This is a genomic window from [Clostridium] innocuum (genome assembly GCA_012317185.1).
Lineage (GTDB): Bacteria > Bacillota_I > Bacilli_A > Erysipelotrichales > Erysipelotrichaceae > Clostridium_AQ > Clostridium_AQ innocuum.
Genome location: CP048838.1, coordinates 184081 through 203921 on the forward strand (window position 1 = coordinate 184081; position 19841 = coordinate 203921).

The window sequence follows — 19841 nt, forward strand, 5'->3', positions numbered from 1 at the left end:
ATTTACAAGTTGTAATTTAAAAAGGCATTATCTACAATCAGATTGATTCATATACACTTATAATTGAAAATATGTATATGGATTATAAGTGGAAAGCTGTGAAATATTATCATCTAAGGAGATACCACCTGTAAAATTGTCTATGAGAACATCATCGAAAAGAACTGGGTGTACATACAGCTCAATGATTGATTCACCTGATAATCGCTGCTTATATTTCAAATATTTAGGGATACTTGAAATATAAGAAAGATGCTTTAGACCTGTTGACTGTAATTCAGATTGCAGCCAGGTAGCGTAAATATGATTATATATGTCGTCACTTAGAAAGCTATGATATATGCCGCGAATCGATGTAAATCCATATCGGAGTAAAAGTGGTCTGACAGCAAGCCAGACAGGGAGATCAACAAGCTGATTACAATGTGAATCTATATGCCGGCAGGTAAATCCAAAAGCTATGAACCTTTGAATCTGCGCTTCCAATTCCTTTCGTAATGCAAAGACTTCCTTTTTAAATGCGGGTGATGAGACAGAATCTCTGTATGTATAAAGGGGAGATTTTGTATAAGACTCTTTCCTCATGAATTCAGGTATATAACAGAATTCACCATTTTTTACATATTTTGAATATTGCTTAATATCATCCGTTAAAGGGAATCCCTCGCTCAAATTCAGATGAAGTCCCGTCTTGTCTTGAAAACCATAATTATGTGCAATAGCCGCACCCTCTCTGCTCCCTCTTGAATTAACGATTAGTGTTGTCTGTGTGACATATCCCCGTTCAAAAGCTTTTAGAATACCATAATTGGACTCTTTCGTAAGTCCCAGATCATCTGCATTTATAATTATTTTCATACGCATACCTCCTATAGGAATTATAAAAGAAAAGCTGATTGGTATTAGTATATCTTTTTACATGAATTTTGATGAAAAGTAGAACCTATTAAGCCTGAGTAACCGGGCTATAATGAAGACACAAAGAAAGGCGGTGTTGCAGAATGGTCATAACTAGAAACCAGTATATGATATTAAAATTTCTACTATCGAATCAGAACAAGTGCAGTTATTTTCAGCTGCTGAATCAAACAGGCTGTAATAAAGAAGAACTGGATGCAGCACTACACGATTTACAATACAATATGCGCGGGATTCTTCGTATTGAAAAAAAGAAAGAAGTGGTGAAAGCTGAAATTAAGGATAAGGAAAAGCTTTTTGCACTTATGGATAAGAAAGACAATATACTGGACAGAAACATAAAAGAGGAGCGCTATAATCAGATTGTTAACAGACTGATACGATATAAGGATAAAGGGAAAGGGTATGTCAGTCTTGAACGACTTGCTGAGGATTTATTTATCAGCAGAAGTACCTTGATCAAAGATATGAGCGTTGTAAAACATAGTATCAGCGCATACCAGCTATCAATTAAAGGAATTACAAAAAAGGGAATTACAATCAATGGGAATGAAACTAATATCAGGCTGTTTATATTAAATCATTTCTTTCAGCTGTATAGGGACAGTCAGGCTCATCCTGTGTGTTTACATAATAGAATTCTGTATTTAATCGAAGAAATAGCCAATCATTTCATGATAGATCAGCACACAAAGGAAATATTCGAAAGAGTGATTCAGATAACGATAATACGATGCGGTTTCAATCAGCATATCCTGCAATCCACAGCATATTTTCACAGCTCCTATCAGGAGGATCCACTACTTGTTGAATTAAAAGCCGGTATTTCTGCATTGGTTGAAATCAATGATTATGATTTTGAATTTCTGTGCTTTCCTCTTTATCTTGGTTCGACAAAAAGACCGCGTAATGAAAAAAGTGAAGTGGATCAAATGCTGGAAAATATGCTGGATAGGATTTATACGGAATATCAATTTTATCTGGATAAGGTTTTCATAGATGAGGAAATTAAAAGTCATCTCTCCTATATGATCAATCGCATCCTGTTTCATATGCCGCCGTCTGTATCCATGGATGAGAAAATAGAAGCGAATTATCCATTTGCATATCAAATTTCAAAAAGTGCATGCGATGTGCTTGAACAAAAGCTTCAGGTACATATCAACGCACAGGAAATCGCATATCTGGCATTGTATTTCCAAATGGCGATACAGAAGAAGTACAATGCTTCTAAAAAATTCGGTGTTGTACGTTCCACTGGGAGATCCATTTCGAAATTAGTGGAGGACCGCATTCGACTCATGTTTTATGAAGGCTGTGAATTCATTGAAATAGAAGAGTCGCAAATCAGTGAACTCAATCCGGAAGAAATAAATGCAATCTTCACGCTTAACCCTATATACATAGACAGCAGAATACCGATTATACTTTTATCTAATATTTTTGATTCAGAATACATTGCACATATTGTAAATCAGGGAGAACAGAGAACCTTGCTTGCGAACAGTGATATTGTCTATCATAAAAATATTATCGAAGTGAATGATCGAATACATGCATATAATCAGAATATCGTTGATATACTTGCAAATCTTTACAAGCAGGAGCTTATCAACAAGGAATTCAAAGATGTCATACTTACATTGGATGAAAAAAAATTCAGCTATGTATCAGCTTATATGCCGCATGCAATTCTAAAGGGTCAGAATAAATATCTATTAAGTATGACGCTATATCTTTCCGCAAAGAAAAAGCAGCAGTATCAGCTTATTTGTTTAATTGGAATACCGGAGAATGTACGCGATGGAAAGGAATTTCTAATCGTTCAGATTTATGACTATATTTTTGATATTATCAATCAGTTTTCAGAAGCCTCACAACAAAGAAGCGATTTGAGAACAGTCATTGAGAAATTGGAGAAAGAAGGTAATCTATGAGTTCACGGGATGTAATGGTGATAGCAGGACTATTTGTGGCTGCGTATTTACTGCAGTTCTATTTGTCATATCTGCAAATGAAGCATATAACAAAGCAATATCTTGAATTAACGGATAAATATAAGGGAGAATATTTCATTGGAATGAATCGTAAGAAAAAAATTGGCTGTAATCCTGTTGTGATTCTAGTGACAGATCATAGAAACATGATACAGGAATTCTATATGCTGGACGGTTTGCTTGTAACAGCTAGGATGAAGCGCGTGAATTTGGAAGAGGAGGTGGATATCGCAGAACTTGAACATCATAAGAATTATCTTAAAGGAAAAGTAGGGGAAAAGGGGTTTCGTGCTCTGCAGAATGCTGCTGAGAATATTATGAATTATTGTTAAAGGAGATGAATTTATGGATGTAATTGTTGAATTTGCGGAAGGCTTTATAGGGTTATTTAAAGCCGGAGCGGAAACGCTGGTTGGAAATATCACAGGGATATTACCACTGCTTGCGGTTATTATCACAGTATTAAACGCATTGATGGCTCTGATTGGTGAGGAACGGGTTGCAAAGATTTCTAAATATGCAGGAAAGAGTGTGCTCATACGTTATTCTTTACTGCCTATTGTATTTACCTTTACAATGGGCTCACCCACCAACTTTGCTATGGGAAAACTATTGGATGAGAAATATAAACCGGCATATTGTGATTCTCTGACAGGTATGGGACATCCGTTTACAGGATTATTTCCACACACAAACCCGGCTGAATTGTTTGTATTTCTCGGTGTGGCACAGGGTATAACCAAGCTTGGCTTAGGGACTACGGAATTAGCTGTACGCTATTTGCTGGCTGGAATTCTGTTGGGCTTATGCAGGGGTATTATTACAGAAAAGGTATATAAAATGATGTTGAACAGAAAACGGAAAGCGTTGCATAACGGGGAATAGAAAGGCGGTTGAATGAGTGTATGAATAAATTTATAGATATGGTTTCAAATATAGCAACGAAGTTTGGTAACGGCTTTGGTAATGTAACTGCTGTATTATTTCAAGCAGGAAGAGATACTGTCGATATGATTCTGCATACAGTGCTTCCCTTCATGATTTTTGTATCAGCATTGGTAGGTATTATTTCTACTTCAGGAATAGGAGATATCATCGCGCATTTTCTGACACCGCTTGCCGGTACACTACCGGGCTTGTTCGTATTATCGTTTATTTGCAGTATGCCGTTTTTGTCACCTATCTTAGGACCGGGAGCTGTAATCGCACAGGTTGTAGGTGTACTTATCGGTACCGAAATCGGAAGTGGTAATATTTCACCACAGCTCTCTCTGCCTGCGCTGTTTGCCATCAACTCACAGGTCGCAGCGGATTTTCTTCCGGTAGCATTAAGTCTGGCGGATGCCGATCCTGAAACGATTGAGATTGGTGTGCCGTCTATTTTAATGGCAAGGGTAGTAACCGGTCCACTGGGAGTGCTTATAGGATATTTACTTTCCATCGGTTTGTATTAAAAGGATTGTAGCGTATAAGAGAAATAAAGCTTTGTAAAATGAGCAGTAATAATATGTATGCTTGCGTACAGCAAGAGAATGGAGGAAATGATGAACCAGATTATAATTACAAAGGGCAGTGGTGGTTATGGCGGCCCGTTAGTGATTAAGCCTACAGATAAAAAAAATAAAGTGATGTATATAACTGGAGGAAATGAACCGGCTATATTAAAGCGCATTGTTGAACTGACAGGCTTGATTCCTGTTAATGGATTTAAGACGAAGGTTCCGGATGAGGAGATAGCTGTGGCAATCGTAGACTGTGGAGGTGTTGTGCGCTGTGGTGTTTATCCGCAAAAAGGCATTCCAACTGTGAATACTAGAAATACGGGAAAAGCAGGGCCGTTTGCTAAATTCATCACTCCGGAAATATATGTATCTGGAGTTACAAAAGATCATCAGATACAGCTATTGGAGGAGTAAGTGCCTATGGATTTCAAAGTAAATACGAGGGTGAAGGAAGTTGGTTCCGATGCTATAGGCTTTGTAAAAGAAAATATGATACTTTTCTTTGGAGATATGGCACCGGAAGATCTCCGTCAATACTGCTTTATTTTAAATTCACATGAGCTTTATGAAGAAATACAGTCGGGAGATTTACTATTGATTGACGGATATGTATATACGATTGAAGAAGTAGGAAGTGTGGCTAATGAGAATTTCAAAAATCTTGGTCATATTACCTTGCATTTTCAGTATGATGAAAGCGAAATCCTTGGAGGTAGTATTTATTTGAAAGAGCCTTTGACACATGAATTGCATAAGGATTCCATAATCGCTGTAAAATCAGCCAGCATGCAGGATAAATCATAAAGTGAGGAGAAGGGGTATGAAAGTAGTGATAACCCCGAGAGGGTTTGCGAATTACGGTCTGGATCAGGTGGAGCGAATGAAGTCCAAGGGTCTGGAGGTACATTACAATGCCACGGGTAAGGCATATACACATGAGGAGTTTAAAGCACTGGCGAAGGATGCCGATGCCATTATCGTCGGTGTGGATAAAATGGACAGAGAAATGATGGAGGGCTGCCCGAATCTGAAGGCGGTCTGCAAGTTCGGTGTCGGAACGGATAATATCGATCTGGATTATGCAAAAGAGCGTAATATCCATGTCGGACGCTGTGTGGGAAGCAATTCCCGCTCCGTTGCAGAGCATGTACTGTCTATGATGTTTATGGAAGCAAAGAATCTGTATACGAGTGTAAGGGATGTGAAGCATCATGGCTGGAATAAACCGACAGGCAGAGAGATCTATGGAAAGAAGCTGGGAATCATCGGCTTTGGAATGATCGGCAAGTATCTTGCCGAGTATGCTTACGGCTGTGGCATGGAGGTATATGCCTATGATGCCTTTGCAATCGCAGAGGAAACCGCAAGGCAGTACCATGCACAGATTTCCACACTGGAGGATATCCTTACAGACTGTGATTATATCTCTTTACACGTACCGCTTCTGGAGTCCACACGGAATATGATTTCCACAGAGGAATTCAAAAAAATGAAGAAGGATGCCTGCCTGCTGAATGCAGCACGCGGCGGTATCGTGGATGAGGAAGCTTTATATGAAGCATTGAAGAAGAAAGAGATACGAAGTGCATGCTTTGATGTGTACAGCAGCGAACCTCCAAGGGAAGATGATAAGCTGCTTACACTGGATAATTTCCTGTTAACGCCGCACACAGCCGCAAGAAGCATGGAAAGTGAACAGCGAACCTGTGCAATGTCTATGGACATCATACTGGAACAGCTGATAGGGAACTAGGTGAATATATGATAGAATGTGTAAAAGAATATCTGAGCAATATTACATCGGAATTAGGGAAAAATATAGAAGATATGGATATGGAAAGCATTGAACGTGCAGCCCATATCATAATGGAAAGTGAAAAGCAGGGAGGACGGATCCATGTCACGGGAATCGGAAAGCCGGGGCATGTGGCAGGCTATATCGCATCCTTGCTGTCTTCCACAGGAACGAGTGCCTATGAGCTGCATGGAACAGAGGCCGTTCACGGATCCAGCGGTCAGGTGAAAAAAGGAGATGTGGTGATTGCCATATCCAACAGCGGAGAAACGATGGAACTGGAGGCAACCGTACAGACACTTATAGCAAACGGAGCACACATCATCAGCTGTACAGGAAATCCGCAATCGACGCTGGCAAAGCAGTCGGAGGTATGTCTGGTAGCGCATGTGGATGAAGAAGGGGATGCGCTGAACAAGCCGCCGCGTGCTTCCATCCTGTCGGAGATCCTCATCCTGCAATGTCTGAGCGTAGTCTTGCAGGAAGCGAAGAAGCTGGATTTAAACCAGTATGTGAAATGGCATCCGGGCGGAAGTCTTGGTAAGAGTATATTATGCAGGAATGAGAAGGAGAGTAGTCATGTTTGACGGAATCATAACACCAATCGTAACACCGTTTCATCGTGATGAGGAACAGAGTATCAACTATGAAGCGACAAAGCAGCTGATCGATCATTTGATCGCTAAGGGCGTTAAGGGAATCTTCATCCTTGGAAGCAATGGAGAGTTTCATGTGATCGAGGAAGCGGAAAAAATAGAATTTGCCGAAAAGGTGATCGGGATGGTTGACCACCGTGTGCCGGTCTATGTAGGGACAGGGGCATGCAGCACAAAGGAAACCATCCGTCTGTCAAAGAAGATGGAGGAGCTGGGTGCGGATGCTCTGAGTGTCATCACACCGTATTTTCTGACACCGACAGAGGAAGAGCTGGTACAGCATTTTACAGCGGTTGCGGAAAGTGTAAGTATTCCCATCATTCTCTACAACATCCCAAAGGCAACAGGCTGTAATTTAAGCGCAGAGGTCGTGGGACGTCTGGCAGAGGTAGAAAACATTCGCGGTATCAAGGACAGCAGCGGAAAGGAAGAAAATCTGAAAGCATACGCAGAGCTTGCGAAGCGGGATGATTTTGATCTGCTGATCGGTTCGGATTCCAAAATCAGCTATGGCTATGCTTTGGGGGCAAGCGGTGCCGTGGCAGGAACCTCCAATGTGATAACGGAGGTGCTGGTGGAGCTGGACAGGGCACTGCGTAAGGGAGAAACAGAAAAAGCAGAGGAACTGCAGAAGGACATTGATGTACTGCGCGGCGTATTGAAGCTGGGAACGGTACCGGTTGTCATGAAGCGTGCGGCAGAGCTGGCAGGGATTGCGGAAATCGGACCGGCAAGAAAGCCGGTACTGGAATGTAGTGCACAGGATGATGAGAAAATCAAAGAGATGCTGCAGCATTATCATTTATTATAAAAAAGACCTGTATCCTTTTGGAATATGCTTAAATAAGGTTTAAGAAAAGAGGAATTCAAACTATTGGTGTTCATCCATAGATATTGAATTCCTTTTGCTGTAGGCATATGAAATACAGAAGGAATGCTGATATTCAGCATTTTTTTGTTAAGAAAGGGAGCTTTGTTTACTATCGCAGCCATGCATACACGATTTCAGCTATGATATTTAAAACAGCTTCTTTCATTCTTTAGGTTGTTTGCAAAAGGGAGACTTCAGCTTCTATTGATAAATACAATACAATAGTGTTGAAGTCTCTCTGTTTTATATTTACTCACAATCGAGAAAGAACCTAAGATATAGCAGCTTTCTTCTTCTATCAGTATGAGCGAAGAGTAACCTATTTCTTTGTTGACAGTTAAACACTTTCCTCTTACAATGAAGCAGATGAAGGGTTGTGAGATTATGAAGGCATTGGCGAGTGATTTTGATGGAACGCTGTATCTGCATGATGCAGCAGAAAGCTATCGTGAAGGGGATATAGCAGGAATCGGGCAGCTGCAGAAGCAGGGCTGTCTGTTCGGTCTTTGTACCGGGCGTCCTTTATGGGGTATTACAGCATTTCTTTCTAAGCGACTGCATCCTGATTTTTATATCGTAAGCAGCGGAGCAATGATACTGGACAGAAATCAAAGGATATTGTTTGAAAGCTGTCTTTTACCTGAAACTGCAAAGCGGCTCAGTATGCTTACGAAAGATGTGGAAAGCACCGCTATTCAGGCTGGCGGGAACATCTATGCATATAAGAAAGCAAGAGCATTTACAGATATTCCAGTCATTCACGATATAGAAGAAATAAAGGGGCAGCAAATACACGGATTATCCTTTCGCATGACAGACGAGGCAGCCGCAGAACAGTTATGCAGTTCTCTTGAAAAGCAATTTCCGGACACCTGTGCCGCATTCCAGAATCAGAATTTCGTTGATGTGGTACCTTACGGCTGTTCCAAGGGAAAGGCGCTTTTGAAGCTGAAAAAGCTTATGAATCTGGACAGCTGCTATGGCATTGGAGATTCCTACAATGATATCCCCATGCTGCAGGATGCAGATGTATCCTTTACCTTTCATGCTTCTCCTAAGAAGGTAAAAGAAGCAGCCGATCACCTGGTGGATTCTGTAGGTGAAGCGATTCAATCCTATATGCTAAGGAAGGAAAATTAAATCCGTTCCTGGTGGTAATAGTTTAATAACCGTAAAAAAGGTTCCTTTAAATTTTAAGGAACCCCCTTTCATATCTTACTCACGTTGCTTCTGTGAGCAGGCTTATGTATTCTTATTATTAGCTCTTTTCTTTCTCCATGCCTGTAAAGGAACATAGATCATCAGAAGAAGCAGTACCGATGGAATCAATATATTCCACGGCTTTGCGAATTTCTCAATATAGCCCTGAAAGAAAATATAGATCACAACAACAGGCAGTATGTAGGAAACATAAAATCTCGCCCACATAGGGAATTGAAAGCCTACACCGCTGTTTGCCTCATCCGTGAAATTTTTCCAACCCCAACCATAGCGGAAGGTACAAAACAGCAGATACATGAGGGATCCAAGCGGCAGCATATTATTGGATACAATGAAATCCTCCAAATCCTGTATGGTACTTCCATCCCCAAGCGGCTCTATAAAGGAAAGAAGATTGAAGCCGAATGCACAGGGAAGTGATAAAAGCAGAATCAGGATAAAGTTTACACGAACAGCTTTTTTCCTGGACCAGCCGCTGTCCATTGCGAAGGCCACAATATTTTCAAATACCGCAATAATGGTCGTGACAGCTGCAAAAGACATGAACAGGAAGAACAGAAAGCCCCATAACCTTCCACCAGACATGGCATTAAATACATTCGGCAGTGTAACAAACACCAGACCGGGACCGCTGTCTGCTGCAACGTTGAAGGAGAAGCAGGAAGGAAATATAATCAGACCTGCTATAAAGGCCACACAGGTATCCAGAATACAGACATTAAGACTCTCACCCAGCAAAGAGCGGTCTTTTCCGATATAGCTTCCAAAGATTGCCAGAGCACCGATTCCAAGACTCAGAGTGAAAAACGCCTGTCCCATAGCTGCGAATATGGCGTCCCATAAGCCGTTTGCCATCATTTTCTGAAAATCTGGAATCAGATAGAATTTTAAGCCTTCAACAGCGTTTGGCAGGGTAACTGCCCGAATCACAAGAACGAGCATGACAATAAACAGACAGGACATCATATATTTGGACATCTTTTCCACACCGTTTTGAAGACCTCTGCTGCAAATAAAGAAGCCGATAACCGTAATTGCAATCATCCAGAACAGATTTTGTCCCGGACTGGCAAGCATATTGGAGAAAGTTTCACCCACCTGCTCTGTTCGCAGACCCTCAAAGGTACCACTTGCCATTTTCAAACAGTAATTGATCATCCATCCACCGACTGTTGTATAAAACATCATCAGCAGATAGTTGCCTCCCATACAGACATACTTTATAAGATGCCACTTGGTTCCTTCCGGCTCCAGCAAATCGAAGGACTTCGCTGCGGAGCGCTGGGAGGCACGTCCCACGGAGAATTCCATCACCATAATCGGTAATCCCAGCAGTATCAGGAAAACCAGATAGAGCAGTACAAAGGCTGCTCCTCCATATTGGCCTGTAATATATGGAAACCGCCATACATTGCCAAGACCGACTGCACATCCAGCGGATATCAGAATAAATCCCAGTCTGGATGATAGCTTTTCTCTTGATTTCATATACTTTCTACACACCTTTCCTGTACATTTTATAAGCTGAGATTGGGAAAGTCAATGTAAAAATGAAAGGATTTTCATATACTTACACAAATTCATACATGAGAATTCCTGTTATCATACTAGCCGCAGAGGCCTCATGCTTAAAGCTTTACACACCCTTCATGACAGCTTCACGAGGTATTCACATAAAAGGTGTAAGATACAGGTACAGACAAAGATATGTCTGTTTGCTTAAACGGCGACAGTTTTGTTTCCTCATCCTGATAAATAGCTTTTTCATAATAGCTGTTGCCCTTTCTCTTTCACGAAGATCTCTGCCTTTCCCACAGAGGTCTTTCCTTTTTATATAAGTAATTATCATTTTTTTACTATATTGCTTCGGTTTTTTAGCTATCTTGTTGGTAAGGTAACAATTTTTCATATCAAATTAACGAAAAATTGGTGTAATTATCAATTTTGTGTTATGATATAGGAGAGCTATCATGGGGAGTTGCTCAATATTCAATGGGAGGGTGGGCATGACTGTAACAGATAACGAAATTTATCGTATAATTGTTGATATCATGGATATACAGAATGAACCTGAGAATATATTTGAACTGGATAACTGGATCCGGCAAATTGGTCTTCAGGAAGTATATAAAAAAATCATACAGATTTATTCCATCAATCTTATGTAGAGATTTCCAATGCGGAATCTCTTTTTACTATTGCAATGCGTTTTATATTATGGTTTAATATAGATGCCTTTTTATCAAGAGTTGGGGTAGAGAGTTAGCTCGCTTGATCCCACGCCAACCTGTATGACGCATCATATAAGGTGGTACTGCTAACAGCGATAAGAGAAACAATCACATAACGATTTGCCTTCTCTCACGCTAGGGAAGGCATTTTTCTAATAAGAAGCAAAGGAGATTTGAGAAATGAAAAATTACATTTTTACATCAGAAAGTATTACTGAGGGACATCCTGATAAAATTTGTGACCGCATTGCGGACAGTATTCTGGATGAGGCTCTGCGTCAGGACCCTGCCAGCAAAATGGCTGTGGAGGCAACGATTAAGGATGATTTCGTACTTATTTACGGTGAGGCTAATACCAAGGCAAAGCTGGAGTATGAGGAAATCGCAAAAGAGGTTATTCGGGAAATCGGGTATACGGAGGAGTATGAGGTGCTTGTGAAGGTACGCGAGCAGTCTTCGGAAATCAACCACGCAGTTGTACAGGATGATGGCGAGATCGGTGCGGGAGATCAGGGAATTATGTTCGGATATGCATGCGATGATACAGACAATTACATGCCTGCCGCTATTGAATATGCACATAAGCTGGCAAAACGTCTGAGCGATGTCCGCCGTGGAAATGCATTGCTGCTGCCGGACGGCAAGACACAGGTAAGTGTTGAATATGAAAATGATAAAATCAAGAGGATTGATACGATTGTCGTTTCCACACAGCATGTGGCAGAGGCATCACAGCAGCAGATTGCCGATATCGTTATGAAGGATGTCATAACGCCTGTCATTCCGGATGAGCTGCTGGATGAGGATACCATTTATCTGATCAACCCAAGCGGAAGCTTTGTCATGGGAGGTTCCTTTGGTGACAGCGGTACAACAGGAAGAAAAATCGTTGTGGACAGCTATGGCGGTATGGGAAGAATCGGCGGTGGCTGCTTCTCCAGTAAAGATCCATCCAAGGTTGACCGCAGTGCAGCATATTACTGCCGTTATGTCGCAAAGAATATTGTGGCACATCAGCTGGCAAGTAAATGTGAGGTACAGGTTGCATATGCTATCGGTAAGGTGAAGCCGGTATCCATTATGGTAGATACCTTTGGAACAGGAAACAAATGTGATGAGGAGATTCTTGATATCATACGCAGCAATTTCAGCTTTGAGGTAAAGGATATCATTGAGGAACTCAAGCTTTGCCGTCCGATTTACAAGGCAACATCCTGCTATGGACATTTCGGCAGAGAAGAATTCAGCTGGGAGAAGATAAAGGATTTGAAGTATTAAAAGCTGACAGTTTCCTTAGAAGAGCTTCAAAGGAATAATTGTATATAAAAAAGGTATCGAAAGACATACGGTAGGAAGCATACCGTTTTGTCCTTGCGGATACCTTTTCTTAGTATATAGAACTTGCCACAACGCTTTTTGTATGTTGTCGGCGTTCCATAAGAAACCCCTGAATGCTAAGCAAGCCATATGCTGGGTATACAAAGGGATGGGGATTGTATGAAGATGCTATTCTAATGGGCTGTTATTAGGTATATATTTCTAATTTTGTTATATTCAGTTTCATAAAAAGCTTGTAAGATGATGTTTAAAAAGCTATAGGAATACATATTGATTTCTTCTTATCTTTATCTGTTTAATCCTGGCAAGTGAGCAGTGATAGGAACGTAGGATCGTGACCTGTTAGGATATCTCAGTTTGTTTTCTAACAGTAATAACAGCCTGTTTACTCAAAGGTTCCTTTCTTCAAAAGCTTTTGATTTTTCATGAACCAGCGTCCGTTTGCCATTACATCATGAAGCTGCCAGTCATCATCAAACAACAAGAGATCAGCATTACTTCCGACAGAGATGCAGCCCTTTGCAGGATATAGTCCCAATACACGGGCCGGATTCGCTGTTGAGAAGGATATGCACTCGGTAATTGAAAAATCCTGATTCCGCAGCATTTCCTGTACATTTTGCAGGAGGACAGAAACATCGGAGACACCGATTGCGGTAAGGTTACCATATTCATCATAGTCTGACCAGCTCCCCTGTCCGTCAGAGCTTAAGGTGATTCTTCCATAATCCTTTGGGTTCGCCTGCTTGATCCAGGAAGCACATCCCTCATGCTCCTCACAGGTTATATCTATGGTACCACCCATATATAAAAGCTGCAGGGCTTTTTGAAACAGCTGTTCATTTCTTGTGACATGGGTCGGGTGAAACATGGTGCAGGGAAGTCCTGTGTTTTTCACGGCTTTCATGACATAGGCAAGGTCGTCAGCTTCATCACCCATATGCAGTGTCATACAACCCGGCTTTCCTGAGAGCATACCGGCTGTCCTGACTTCACTGGCCAGTCTGAGAAATTCCTCAAATGATATATGTGAGCTTCTATGATCACTTAATGCAAGCTTGACACCAAGGATTTCGTCTATAAACAGGATATCTTTTTTTACTGAGCCTGTAATTGTCGTACTCGGATAAGCATAGGAGCCTGTCATGGCGTAGGCGGAGATACCTTCACTGTTAAGAGCTTTGACCTTGGCAATCAAATCCTCAACACTGCGCGTCACACCGTCAGTCCCAAGTAAACCAACCACCGTGGTGATACCTGCCTGTATGAGAGCGGATAACTGGATTTCCGGCGTCCTTGTCGCAAAGCCGCCTTCTCCCCCTCCTCCGCTTACATGAACATGACGGTCAATCAGTCCCGGTGTCAGTTGTTTTCCACTGCCGTCAGTGATTTCCATATAGGGAGCCGTTTCTATGTGAGGTGCTATATGGGCAATGTGTCCTTCTGAAATGAGAATATCCTGTATCCCCAGATCCTGTGGCGCAAATATATGTACATGTTTAATCAGTTGCATATCGTTTCCTCCTATAGGGTTCCCAGGCTTTTTAATATATACAGCCACATCGTCAATGTAAATGCACTTCCAAGCGTCGTCATCATGACAACACTGCTGGACAGCGTTCCCTCATGACCCATATTTCGCGCCATGATATAACAGCTTACCGTCGTGGCAGAACCAAGCATGACAAGAATTGCCACCAGCTTATCATTTATAAAACCTAAAGAAACTGCAATCGGTAGAAAAATCGCAACAAATAGAATCAGCTTCATGAAGCTACAGATCAGGGCAGGCTTTCGTTTGGCATAGAGATCGTGAAATTCAAAGGAACCTCCCATCGCCATCAGACCGAGCGGTGTCGCAAGGGCTCCCAGATTATGCAGTGACTTCTGCAGTATGACAGGCTGCGGGATTCGGAGCAGGGACCATAGCATTCCGGCACCAATTCCCAGAATAATCGGATTGCAAAGTATATCTCTACCTGTTTGTAAAATAAGCTCTTTTCGCAATATGCCACGCTTTGGCTTCATGAGCGACAGCACAATGACAGCGATAATATTATATAAAGGAACAGTCGCAACAATCATAAGCGGAGCCATTCCTGAATTTCCATAAATATTTTGAATAAAGGCGATGCCCAGAATTGCGGCACTGCTGCGATAGCTTGCCTGTACAAATTCTCCCTGAATACTTCGATCCTTTAATCGATAGGATACAGCAATCGAAAAGAGTATGGACAGCAGTGTTGCCAGAAAGCAGAAGATGACAAAGGATGTATCCCACGCTTTTCTAAGGTCTGTGGTGCTGATATCCTCAAACAGCAGGACTGGCAATGCTGCAACAAATACAAATTTATTCATTTTTGAAAGGAAGGCTGCATCAAACAGGTGTATTCTTTTAAAGAAGTAACCAAAAATCATTGTTATGAATACCGGAATCGTGGCATTCAGACAAAATATTAAATTTTCCATTATATATCCCTCAGCTTTCTATTATACATCGAAATTTAAAAAAAGGAACGCAAGATTTTATAAGGAGAAGCATTTGGTTTGTGATATACTGAAGGTAAGGATCATGATAAAGTGAACAAATGGAAATGAGGGCTGATTATGTATATGAATGAAGAGCTGATTCAGGAAAAGCTGGAGGAAATGAATGCAACAAAGATTCAGAAGCTGGACTCACAGATGTATCTGGTTAATTTTGATTTGAAGGAGGATATGCGGATATCCTATGTCTTCAATATTACACGGGAAGGGAAGTATTTTCTGCAGAGGATGCGCCCGTATTCCATGGTACATGGCAAGTTCTCCAATGAATATGAGGTGCTGTCCTTCATCAAGCATGATGTTGAGAAGTTCCAAAATGCAGCAAACAGTACCAATTTCATAAAGTTTCTGGAAATTTCCAACAAGGGACTGCAGCTGACGGAGGAAATCGAAAATGCCTTTTTAAATTATAATGTAGACGGAGAAATTCTGGATGAGCTGAATGAAAAAATGGAAGAGGTTTTTGACCAGATTTATCTGCTTTCCGATATTTCAAGAAGAGTGCTGCTGCATGAAGATGAGTAGGGATAAGCTGCATTTGCTGGAGCTATCCGGCTTTGAAAGAGAACAGCTCGCCCGCATACCGGACAGCTATATTGTCACATGTGCTGATAGAACGAGCGTGAGTGCTGCTATGGTAAAAGAAGCAGATGTCATTATTGGCAGAGTGCCGGTCGAGTTTTTAGGCTATGCACGGAAACTGCGGCTGCTGCAGCTGGATTGTGCTGGCAGTGAGCAGTATACAGCAGATGGTTTGCTTGCGAAGGATTGTCAGCTGTGCAATGCCTCCGGTAGCTTTGGACTGGCGATCAGTGAATATCTGATTTGTACAATTTTAATGCTGATGCGGAATATGAATCTGTATATACGCAATCAGGAGCAGGCGTACTGGCATATGGAAGGACCTGTACAGTCGATATACGGATCTACGGTTTTGATAGCAGGAACCGGTGATCTGGGACAGGAATTTGCGAAAAGAGTGAAAGCAATGGGGGCACATACCATAGGAATTCGCCGGCGGATACAGGAGAGTGTTCCTTATTTTGATGAACTGCATACTATGGAAGAAATGTGCAATCTGCTTCCGCATGCTGATGTGGTGGTACTGGCACTTCCGAGTACAGAAAGGACTCGCGGATGCTTTGGCAGTGAGCAGCTTGCCTGTATGAAAAAAACTGCGATTCTTGCCAATGTAGGAAGAGGGGATGCTTTGAATACAAATGAATTCCTGCAGGCTATACAGCGTAAACAGCTATCTGGTGCTGTTCTTGATGTATGTGACTGCGAGCCTCTTGCAAAGGAGCATCCGCTCTGGAAGCAGCCGAATGTCATCATCACACCTCATATTTCCGGCACCTTCCAGCTGAAGGAATCCTTTTATCGCTTTACAGAAATTGCACTTTATAACCTGCAGGCATTATTGGAAAACAAGGCACTGAAGAATGTCGTTGACCGAAAGCAGGGATACCGTGTGCATACTGTCGATTATATGGAAAAATAATTCAGCGCTTAAGTTTCGAAGAAGCATTTCTATATTTCGATACACTTGCTGCATGTAAAAAGGGAGAAACAGATCTATATAAGTTCAGACACAGTTTCATCCCTTTTAGTCGTTAAGAAATGCGTGAGATACGGCTGATCTGTAGGCCTGGCTACAGATAATTAACTGCCAGAATAGCGATACCGAGCACTGTAAGCACAACTCCGGTAGCCCGATTCAGTGTTTTGGCGCTGGCCTTATTGGCAAATCTAGCTGCAATTCTTGCCCAAAGCAGGGTAGAGGCGATGCAGAGAATCAGAGCTGTCATATCCGGCATACCTCCAATGGTAAAGTGACTGACAGCACCGGTAAATGCGGTGAAGGTCATGATAAATACGCTGGTACCAACCGCTGTTTTCAATTCATAGCCAAGTACGCTGGTCAGAATCAGCAGCATCATCATACCGCCGCCTGCTCCGATGAATCCGCAGATAAAGCCGACCATCGCTCCGGACACCATGGATTGCATAAGTCTTTTTTTCGGATCGGTATGCTCCATACTGCTTTTTGTTGTCATCACCGGACGTACGATGAATTTAATTCCAAGCAGCAGTGTCATAAAGGTGGAGAATCTGCCCATTGCTGTTCCCGGAACCAGACTCGATACATAGCTGCCAACAAGTGTGAAGATAAGTACGAATATCATCATAATAAGACCGTTGCGGATATCCAGATTTCCGTGTCTGCCATATGTATAAGCGGAAACAGCGCTGGCCAGCACATCACTTGCCAGGGCAATTCCCACAGCCATATAGGGTTCCATATGCAGGAACGTAATTAGCATCGGGGATATGACAGCTGCGGCACTCATCCCTGCAAAGCCTGTGCCAAGCCCTGCGCCAATGCCGGCAATGAAGCAGATTACAAAGGTATATAGCATAAACATAACTCCTTTTTTGTTCATAATGTATGAATATCATTATACTCCTGCAAAAAAGGGGATGCAAATAATTTTACATCAATTCAAATCTATATGCTTCCTTATGATTCGTGCGACTTTTTTGAAAAAGATAAAACCACCCTTTTTATCAAAGGATGGTTTTATCGTGCTTTTGTAAACAGTTTCCTTTATTTTGATGTATTATTTAGTATTGCTTTTATACGATTCTTCAATTCCTCTAAGGTATCACATTCCAAAAGCAGATTGGATACGATATGCAGTTGATCCTCGGTTAATGACTGTAGCCATGCTGTACAGTCTTCCTGAAATTTGGCTTCCATGAGCCTATGTAAGAGTTGTCTCTCTCCTTCAAGCTTACCTTCTGCTTTCCCTTTTATGATACCTTCTTTCATTCCCTCCTCAAAGCTGTCCTCCAAGCCGTAGCGATAACGTGCCTCTCCCATCTGAATCGCCATTGCGGTTGACCACAGCTCATCATCCTTCTGCATTTCCTCGTACTTGTCCATGAATACCTTCACCAGCCTTTCCTTTGATTCCAGTATATCATTTTTCGCATTGTTTTCAAACAGGAAGCACTGCTGTTCAAAGTCATCCATCTGCTGAATGGCCTTTTTCTTAGCGATTTCATTGATAACGGGCAGATGGACGTAGGTTCTTCTAATCAGTGGGTGTTTACTCTCATCTTCCCCCTGCTCATTGCGCATCTGATAGTGATTGATCAGATTTTTATTATTCCATGCGCATTTTTCAATGAAAATAATCTGATATACCGGCTTTAAATCCTTGTACTTTTCACTGCTATCCAGCTGGTTGTTCAATGCTCTGGCCCCATAAAATTCAAAGCGCATCATTTCCGCTACTCCTGCATAGGTAGTCTGCATTTCCAGGTTAAAAAAACGACCTTTCTCATCCTTCACATGAACATCCAGAATAATGCGTTTCTTCCCGATTGTTCCGGGATCCAGATTCGGATTCTGTACAGTGCTTTCCTTTACCTTAATTCCGGTAACACGTTCAATAATGGTGTTGCGGGCGTACACAGATCCTTCATCCTCACGTGATAGTGTGTACTTGAAGAATACATCATTGCAGTAATTTAATACAGTATTTGCTTTCGTATTTTCCATGACGAAAACCTCCTTCTGTAAGCTCATCATCACTTACATACTTCTATACGTTAAGAAGGTATGAAATTCCTAAAAAATCCACATATTCTTGATTTTTTTAATATATTCTCATAATAAGGGTTTTTTCATAGATACCAGGAGAGTTTGTTGTATCTCCGTTACAGCAGAGCCCTGTATACCGCCTGTATCGTTATGTGATGTAAGATTTCATAATCCGCACTTAATTCACTCAGAACTTCCAACAGTAAATTTTGCTGTTGCATCAATGAAGGAATGATATTTATATAGAAAAATACTTGGAATGCGCTTTCATGTGTGTTATACTATGGTTGTTGAGTGGTATAGACCACTGGAAAACGTGATGTTTAAAGGAGATAGGGCATATGGAAGATACAGTAAAGCTGAAATGGTATTTTCGACTGTTTTCAAAACTAGATAATGAAGCATGTAATGTGGACATGACAAATCGTGCAGTAGCATGGGGGATTGATTGGATAGCTGGCTCACTGATTACTGCATTTCCTACTGTCATATTTTATATGGCTTTAACTAAAACACAGGAGGTCAACCAAAATCTGCTTGCATTTGATCAGCCTTATGGCTGGGTGGCAGGTATACTCAGCCTGCTGTTCTGCATCGCATATTATGTGATTTATCCTTATCGTCATAACGGTCAGACATGTGGAAAGAAATTCATGGACATGAAAATCGTTAAGCGGGATGGAAGTGATATTGATTTGAAATCATTATGTAAACGGCAAATTTTAGGTTGTATAATTCTGGAAGGCTGTCTGATTCCCGGGGGCAGCTACGTTTGTCAGCTGTTATCATTGGCAGCGGGATATGATCTGACGCTGGTTCTTGGTGTAGCAAGTGGTGTCATCTGCTTGTTGTCTATCTATATCGCAATGAAAAAGAAATCCAGAAGAATGATTCATGACTACCTGGCAGATACAAAGGTAGTCGCGATTGAGAAATAATGAAAGTTATTTATAAGCAGACTTCCATGAGGTCTGTTTTTTTATTTGTCAAGGCAAGGAATAAATTCATATATGAAGCATCTTTGGCAAAGCGTATGAAGTTCATGGTGAAGTTATTTAAATAACAACGAAATTTGACCAGCTAGCCAGTATGAATGAAGAGATATAAAAAGCTGCATAATCCGTATAATATGCCGGCATTCCGGATTCTTTTAAA

General features: G+C 41.4%; 21 protein-coding genes. 15 read left to right on the forward strand and 6 right to left on the reverse strand.

The window, feature by feature from the left end; translation table 11 throughout:
- Nucleotides 1-57: 57 nt before the first annotated feature.
- Complete coding sequence (locus tag G4D54_00920; protein ID QJA01071.1) at nucleotides 58-858, reverse strand: ChbG/HpnK family deacetylase; 801 nt, start codon at nucleotides 856-858, stop codon at nucleotides 58-60.
- 143 nt (nucleotides 859-1001) lie between these two features.
- On the opposite strand from G4D54_00920, the gene G4D54_00925 reads away from it, so the two are divergent.
- The 10 genes from G4D54_00925 (at nucleotide 1002) to G4D54_00970 (ending at nucleotide 8879) form a co-directional block, all read left to right on the forward strand.
- Nucleotides 1002-2855, forward strand: coding sequence for a PRD domain-containing protein (locus tag G4D54_00925; protein QJA01072.1), 1854 nt, complete (start codon nucleotides 1002-1004; stop codon nucleotides 2853-2855).
- Nucleotides 2852-3247: a transcriptional regulator gene (locus tag G4D54_00930; GenBank protein ID QJA01073.1), complete on the forward strand. Its 396-nt coding sequence runs from the start codon at nucleotides 2852-2854 to the stop codon at nucleotides 3245-3247. The genes G4D54_00925 and G4D54_00930 overlap by 4 nt, the downstream gene beginning before the upstream one ends.
- Before the next feature lie 13 nt (nucleotides 3248-3260).
- Entirely contained in the window at nucleotides 3261-3800 is a 540-nt protein-coding gene (locus G4D54_00935; protein QJA01074.1) for a PTS sorbitol transporter subunit IIC, read from the forward strand.
- A gap of 20 nt (nucleotides 3801-3820) precedes the next feature.
- Nucleotides 3821-4369, forward strand: a complete 549-nt coding sequence (locus tag G4D54_00940; protein ID QJA01075.1) for a PTS glucitol/sorbitol transporter subunit IIB — start codon at nucleotides 3821-3823, stop codon at nucleotides 4367-4369.
- A gap of 87 nt (nucleotides 4370-4456) precedes the next feature.
- Complete coding sequence (locus G4D54_00945) at nucleotides 4457-4831, forward strand: PTS sorbose transporter subunit IIB (protein QJA01076.1); 375 nt, start codon at nucleotides 4457-4459, stop codon at nucleotides 4829-4831.
- A gap of 6 nt (nucleotides 4832-4837) precedes the next feature.
- Nucleotides 4838-5221, forward strand: coding sequence for a PTS glucitol/sorbitol transporter subunit IIA (locus tag G4D54_00950; GenBank protein QJA01077.1), 384 nt, complete (start codon nucleotides 4838-4840; stop codon nucleotides 5219-5221).
- Nucleotides 5222-5237: 16 nt separating this feature from the next.
- The gene (locus tag G4D54_00955) at nucleotides 5238-6170 is read left to right on the forward strand and encodes a phosphoglycerate dehydrogenase (GenBank protein ID QJA01078.1); all 933 of its coding nucleotides are present in this window, start codon (nucleotides 5238-5240) and stop codon (nucleotides 6168-6170) included.
- Between the two features lie 8 nt (nucleotides 6171-6178).
- Entirely contained in the window at nucleotides 6179-6799 is a 621-nt protein-coding gene (locus G4D54_00960; GenBank protein ID QJA01079.1) for an SIS domain-containing protein, read from the forward strand.
- A complete protein-coding gene (dapA, locus tag G4D54_00965; GenBank protein QJA01080.1) occupies nucleotides 6792-7679 on the forward strand; it encodes a 4-hydroxy-tetrahydrodipicolinate synthase in 888 nt (295 codons plus the stop codon). The genes G4D54_00960 and dapA overlap by 8 nt, the downstream gene beginning before the upstream one ends.
- 417 nt (nucleotides 7680-8096) lie before the next feature.
- On the forward strand, nucleotides 8097-8879 hold the full coding sequence (locus G4D54_00970) for an HAD family phosphatase (GenBank protein ID QJA05130.1): 783 nt from the start codon (nucleotides 8097-8099) through the stop codon (nucleotides 8877-8879).
- 102 nt (nucleotides 8880-8981) lie between these two features.
- On the opposite strand, the gene G4D54_00975 is transcribed toward G4D54_00970, so the two are convergent.
- A complete protein-coding gene (locus tag G4D54_00975; protein QJA01081.1) occupies nucleotides 8982-10448 on the reverse strand; it encodes a sodium-dependent transporter in 1467 nt (488 codons plus the stop codon).
- 482 nt (nucleotides 10449-10930) lie between these two features.
- On the opposite strand from G4D54_00975, the gene G4D54_00980 reads away from it, so the two are divergent.
- Nucleotides 10931-11128, forward strand: a complete 198-nt coding sequence (locus tag G4D54_00980) for a hypothetical protein (GenBank protein QJA01082.1) — start codon at nucleotides 10931-10933, stop codon at nucleotides 11126-11128.
- Between the two features lie 243 nt (nucleotides 11129-11371).
- Nucleotides 11372-12469, forward strand: a complete 1098-nt coding sequence (locus tag G4D54_00985; GenBank protein QJA01083.1) for a methionine adenosyltransferase — start codon at nucleotides 11372-11374, stop codon at nucleotides 12467-12469.
- 445 nt (nucleotides 12470-12914) lie between these two features.
- On the opposite strand, the gene G4D54_00990 is transcribed toward G4D54_00985, so the two are convergent.
- Both G4D54_00990 and G4D54_00995 read right to left on the reverse strand, forming a co-directional pair.
- The gene (locus tag G4D54_00990) at nucleotides 12915-14042 is read right to left on the reverse strand and encodes a beta-aspartyl-peptidase (protein ID QJA01084.1); all 1128 of its coding nucleotides are present in this window, start codon (nucleotides 14040-14042) and stop codon (nucleotides 12915-12917) included.
- Nucleotides 14043-14053: 11 nt separating this feature from the next.
- Nucleotides 14054-14998: an AEC family transporter gene (locus G4D54_00995; protein ID QJA01085.1), complete on the reverse strand. Its 945-nt coding sequence runs from the start codon at nucleotides 14996-14998 to the stop codon at nucleotides 14054-14056.
- A 138-nt stretch (nucleotides 14999-15136) separates the two neighbouring features.
- Here G4D54_00995 and G4D54_01000 point away from each other — a divergent pair, with 138 nt between their 5' ends.
- Together G4D54_01000 and G4D54_01005 are read left to right on the forward strand one after the other, a co-directional pair.
- Nucleotides 15137-15601, forward strand: coding sequence for a hypothetical protein (locus tag G4D54_01000; GenBank protein ID QJA01086.1), 465 nt, complete (start codon nucleotides 15137-15139; stop codon nucleotides 15599-15601).
- Nucleotides 15588-16577 (forward strand): D-2-hydroxyacid dehydrogenase, encoded by a 990-nt coding sequence (locus G4D54_01005; GenBank protein QJA01087.1) that lies wholly within the window; start codon nucleotides 15588-15590, stop codon nucleotides 16575-16577. The genes G4D54_01000 and G4D54_01005 overlap by 14 nt, the downstream gene beginning before the upstream one ends.
- A 151-nt stretch (nucleotides 16578-16728) precedes the next feature.
- On the opposite strand, the gene G4D54_01010 is transcribed toward G4D54_01005, so the two are convergent.
- Both G4D54_01010 and G4D54_01015 read right to left on the reverse strand, forming a co-directional pair.
- On the reverse strand, nucleotides 16729-17496 hold the full coding sequence (locus G4D54_01010; GenBank protein QJA01088.1) for a sulfite exporter TauE/SafE family protein: 768 nt from the start codon (nucleotides 17494-17496) through the stop codon (nucleotides 16729-16731).
- 188 nt (nucleotides 17497-17684) lie between these two features.
- Complete coding sequence (locus tag G4D54_01015; protein QJA01089.1) at nucleotides 17685-18644, reverse strand: Rpn family recombination-promoting nuclease/putative transposase; 960 nt, start codon at nucleotides 18642-18644, stop codon at nucleotides 17685-17687.
- Nucleotides 18645-19027: 383 nt separating this feature from the next.
- Here G4D54_01015 and G4D54_01020 point away from each other — a divergent pair, with 383 nt between their 5' ends.
- On the forward strand, nucleotides 19028-19624 hold the full coding sequence (locus G4D54_01020) for an RDD family protein (protein ID QJA01090.1): 597 nt from the start codon (nucleotides 19028-19030) through the stop codon (nucleotides 19622-19624).
- Nucleotides 19625-19841: the final 217 nt, after the last annotated feature.

Excerpts from the sequence above, each read along its gene's own strand:
- G4D54_00980 (QJA01082.1), top strand. The coding sequence starts at position 10,931 with ATGGGGAGTTGCTCAATATTCAATGGGAGGGTGGGCATGACTGTAACA.
- G4D54_00930 (QJA01073.1), top strand. The coding sequence starts at position 2,852 with ATGAGTTCACGGGATGTAATGGTGATAGCAGGACTATTTGTGGCTGCG.
- G4D54_00945 (QJA01076.1), top strand. The coding sequence starts at position 4,457 with ATGATGAACCAGATTATAATTACAAAGGGCAGTGGTGGTTATGGCGGC.
- G4D54_01015 (QJA01089.1), bottom strand. The coding sequence starts at position 18,644 with ATGGAAAATACGAAAGCAAATACTGTATTAAATTACTGCAATGATGTA.
- dapA (QJA01080.1), top strand. The coding sequence starts at position 6,792 with ATGTTTGACGGAATCATAACACCAATCGTAACACCGTTTCATCGTGAT.
- G4D54_00970 (QJA05130.1), top strand. The coding sequence starts at position 8,097 with ATGAAGCAGATGAAGGGTTGTGAGATTATGAAGGCATTGGCGAGTGAT.
- G4D54_01000 (QJA01086.1), top strand. The coding sequence starts at position 15,137 with ATGTATATGAATGAAGAGCTGATTCAGGAAAAGCTGGAGGAAATGAAT.
- G4D54_00995 (QJA01085.1), bottom strand. The coding sequence starts at position 14,998 with ATGGAAAATTTAATATTTTGTCTGAATGCCACGATTCCGGTATTCATA.
- G4D54_00935 (QJA01074.1), top strand. The coding sequence starts at position 3,261 with ATGGATGTAATTGTTGAATTTGCGGAAGGCTTTATAGGGTTATTTAAA.
- G4D54_00920 (QJA01071.1), bottom strand. The coding sequence starts at position 858 with ATGAAAATAATTATAAATGCAGATGATCTGGGACTTACGAAAGAGTCC.
- G4D54_00925 (QJA01072.1), top strand. The coding sequence starts at position 1,002 with ATGGTCATAACTAGAAACCAGTATATGATATTAAAATTTCTACTATCG.
- G4D54_00985 (QJA01083.1), top strand. The coding sequence starts at position 11,372 with ATGAAAAATTACATTTTTACATCAGAAAGTATTACTGAGGGACATCCT.
- G4D54_01020 (QJA01090.1), top strand. The coding sequence starts at position 19,028 with ATGGAAGATACAGTAAAGCTGAAATGGTATTTTCGACTGTTTTCAAAA.
- G4D54_00955 (QJA01078.1), top strand. The coding sequence starts at position 5,238 with ATGAAAGTAGTGATAACCCCGAGAGGGTTTGCGAATTACGGTCTGGAT.
- G4D54_00940 (QJA01075.1), top strand. The coding sequence starts at position 3,821 with ATGAATAAATTTATAGATATGGTTTCAAATATAGCAACGAAGTTTGGT.
- G4D54_00950 (QJA01077.1), top strand. The coding sequence starts at position 4,838 with ATGGATTTCAAAGTAAATACGAGGGTGAAGGAAGTTGGTTCCGATGCT.
- G4D54_01005 (QJA01087.1), top strand. The coding sequence starts at position 15,588 with ATGAAGATGAGTAGGGATAAGCTGCATTTGCTGGAGCTATCCGGCTTT.
- G4D54_00990 (QJA01084.1), bottom strand. The coding sequence starts at position 14,042 with ATGCAACTGATTAAACATGTACATATATTTGCGCCACAGGATCTGGGG.
- G4D54_01010 (QJA01088.1), bottom strand. The coding sequence starts at position 17,496 with ATGCTATATACCTTTGTAATCTGCTTCATTGCCGGCATTGGCGCAGGG.
- G4D54_00975 (QJA01081.1), bottom strand. The coding sequence starts at position 10,448 with ATGAAATCAAGAGAAAAGCTATCATCCAGACTGGGATTTATTCTGATA.
- G4D54_00960 (QJA01079.1), top strand. The coding sequence starts at position 6,179 with ATGATAGAATGTGTAAAAGAATATCTGAGCAATATTACATCGGAATTA.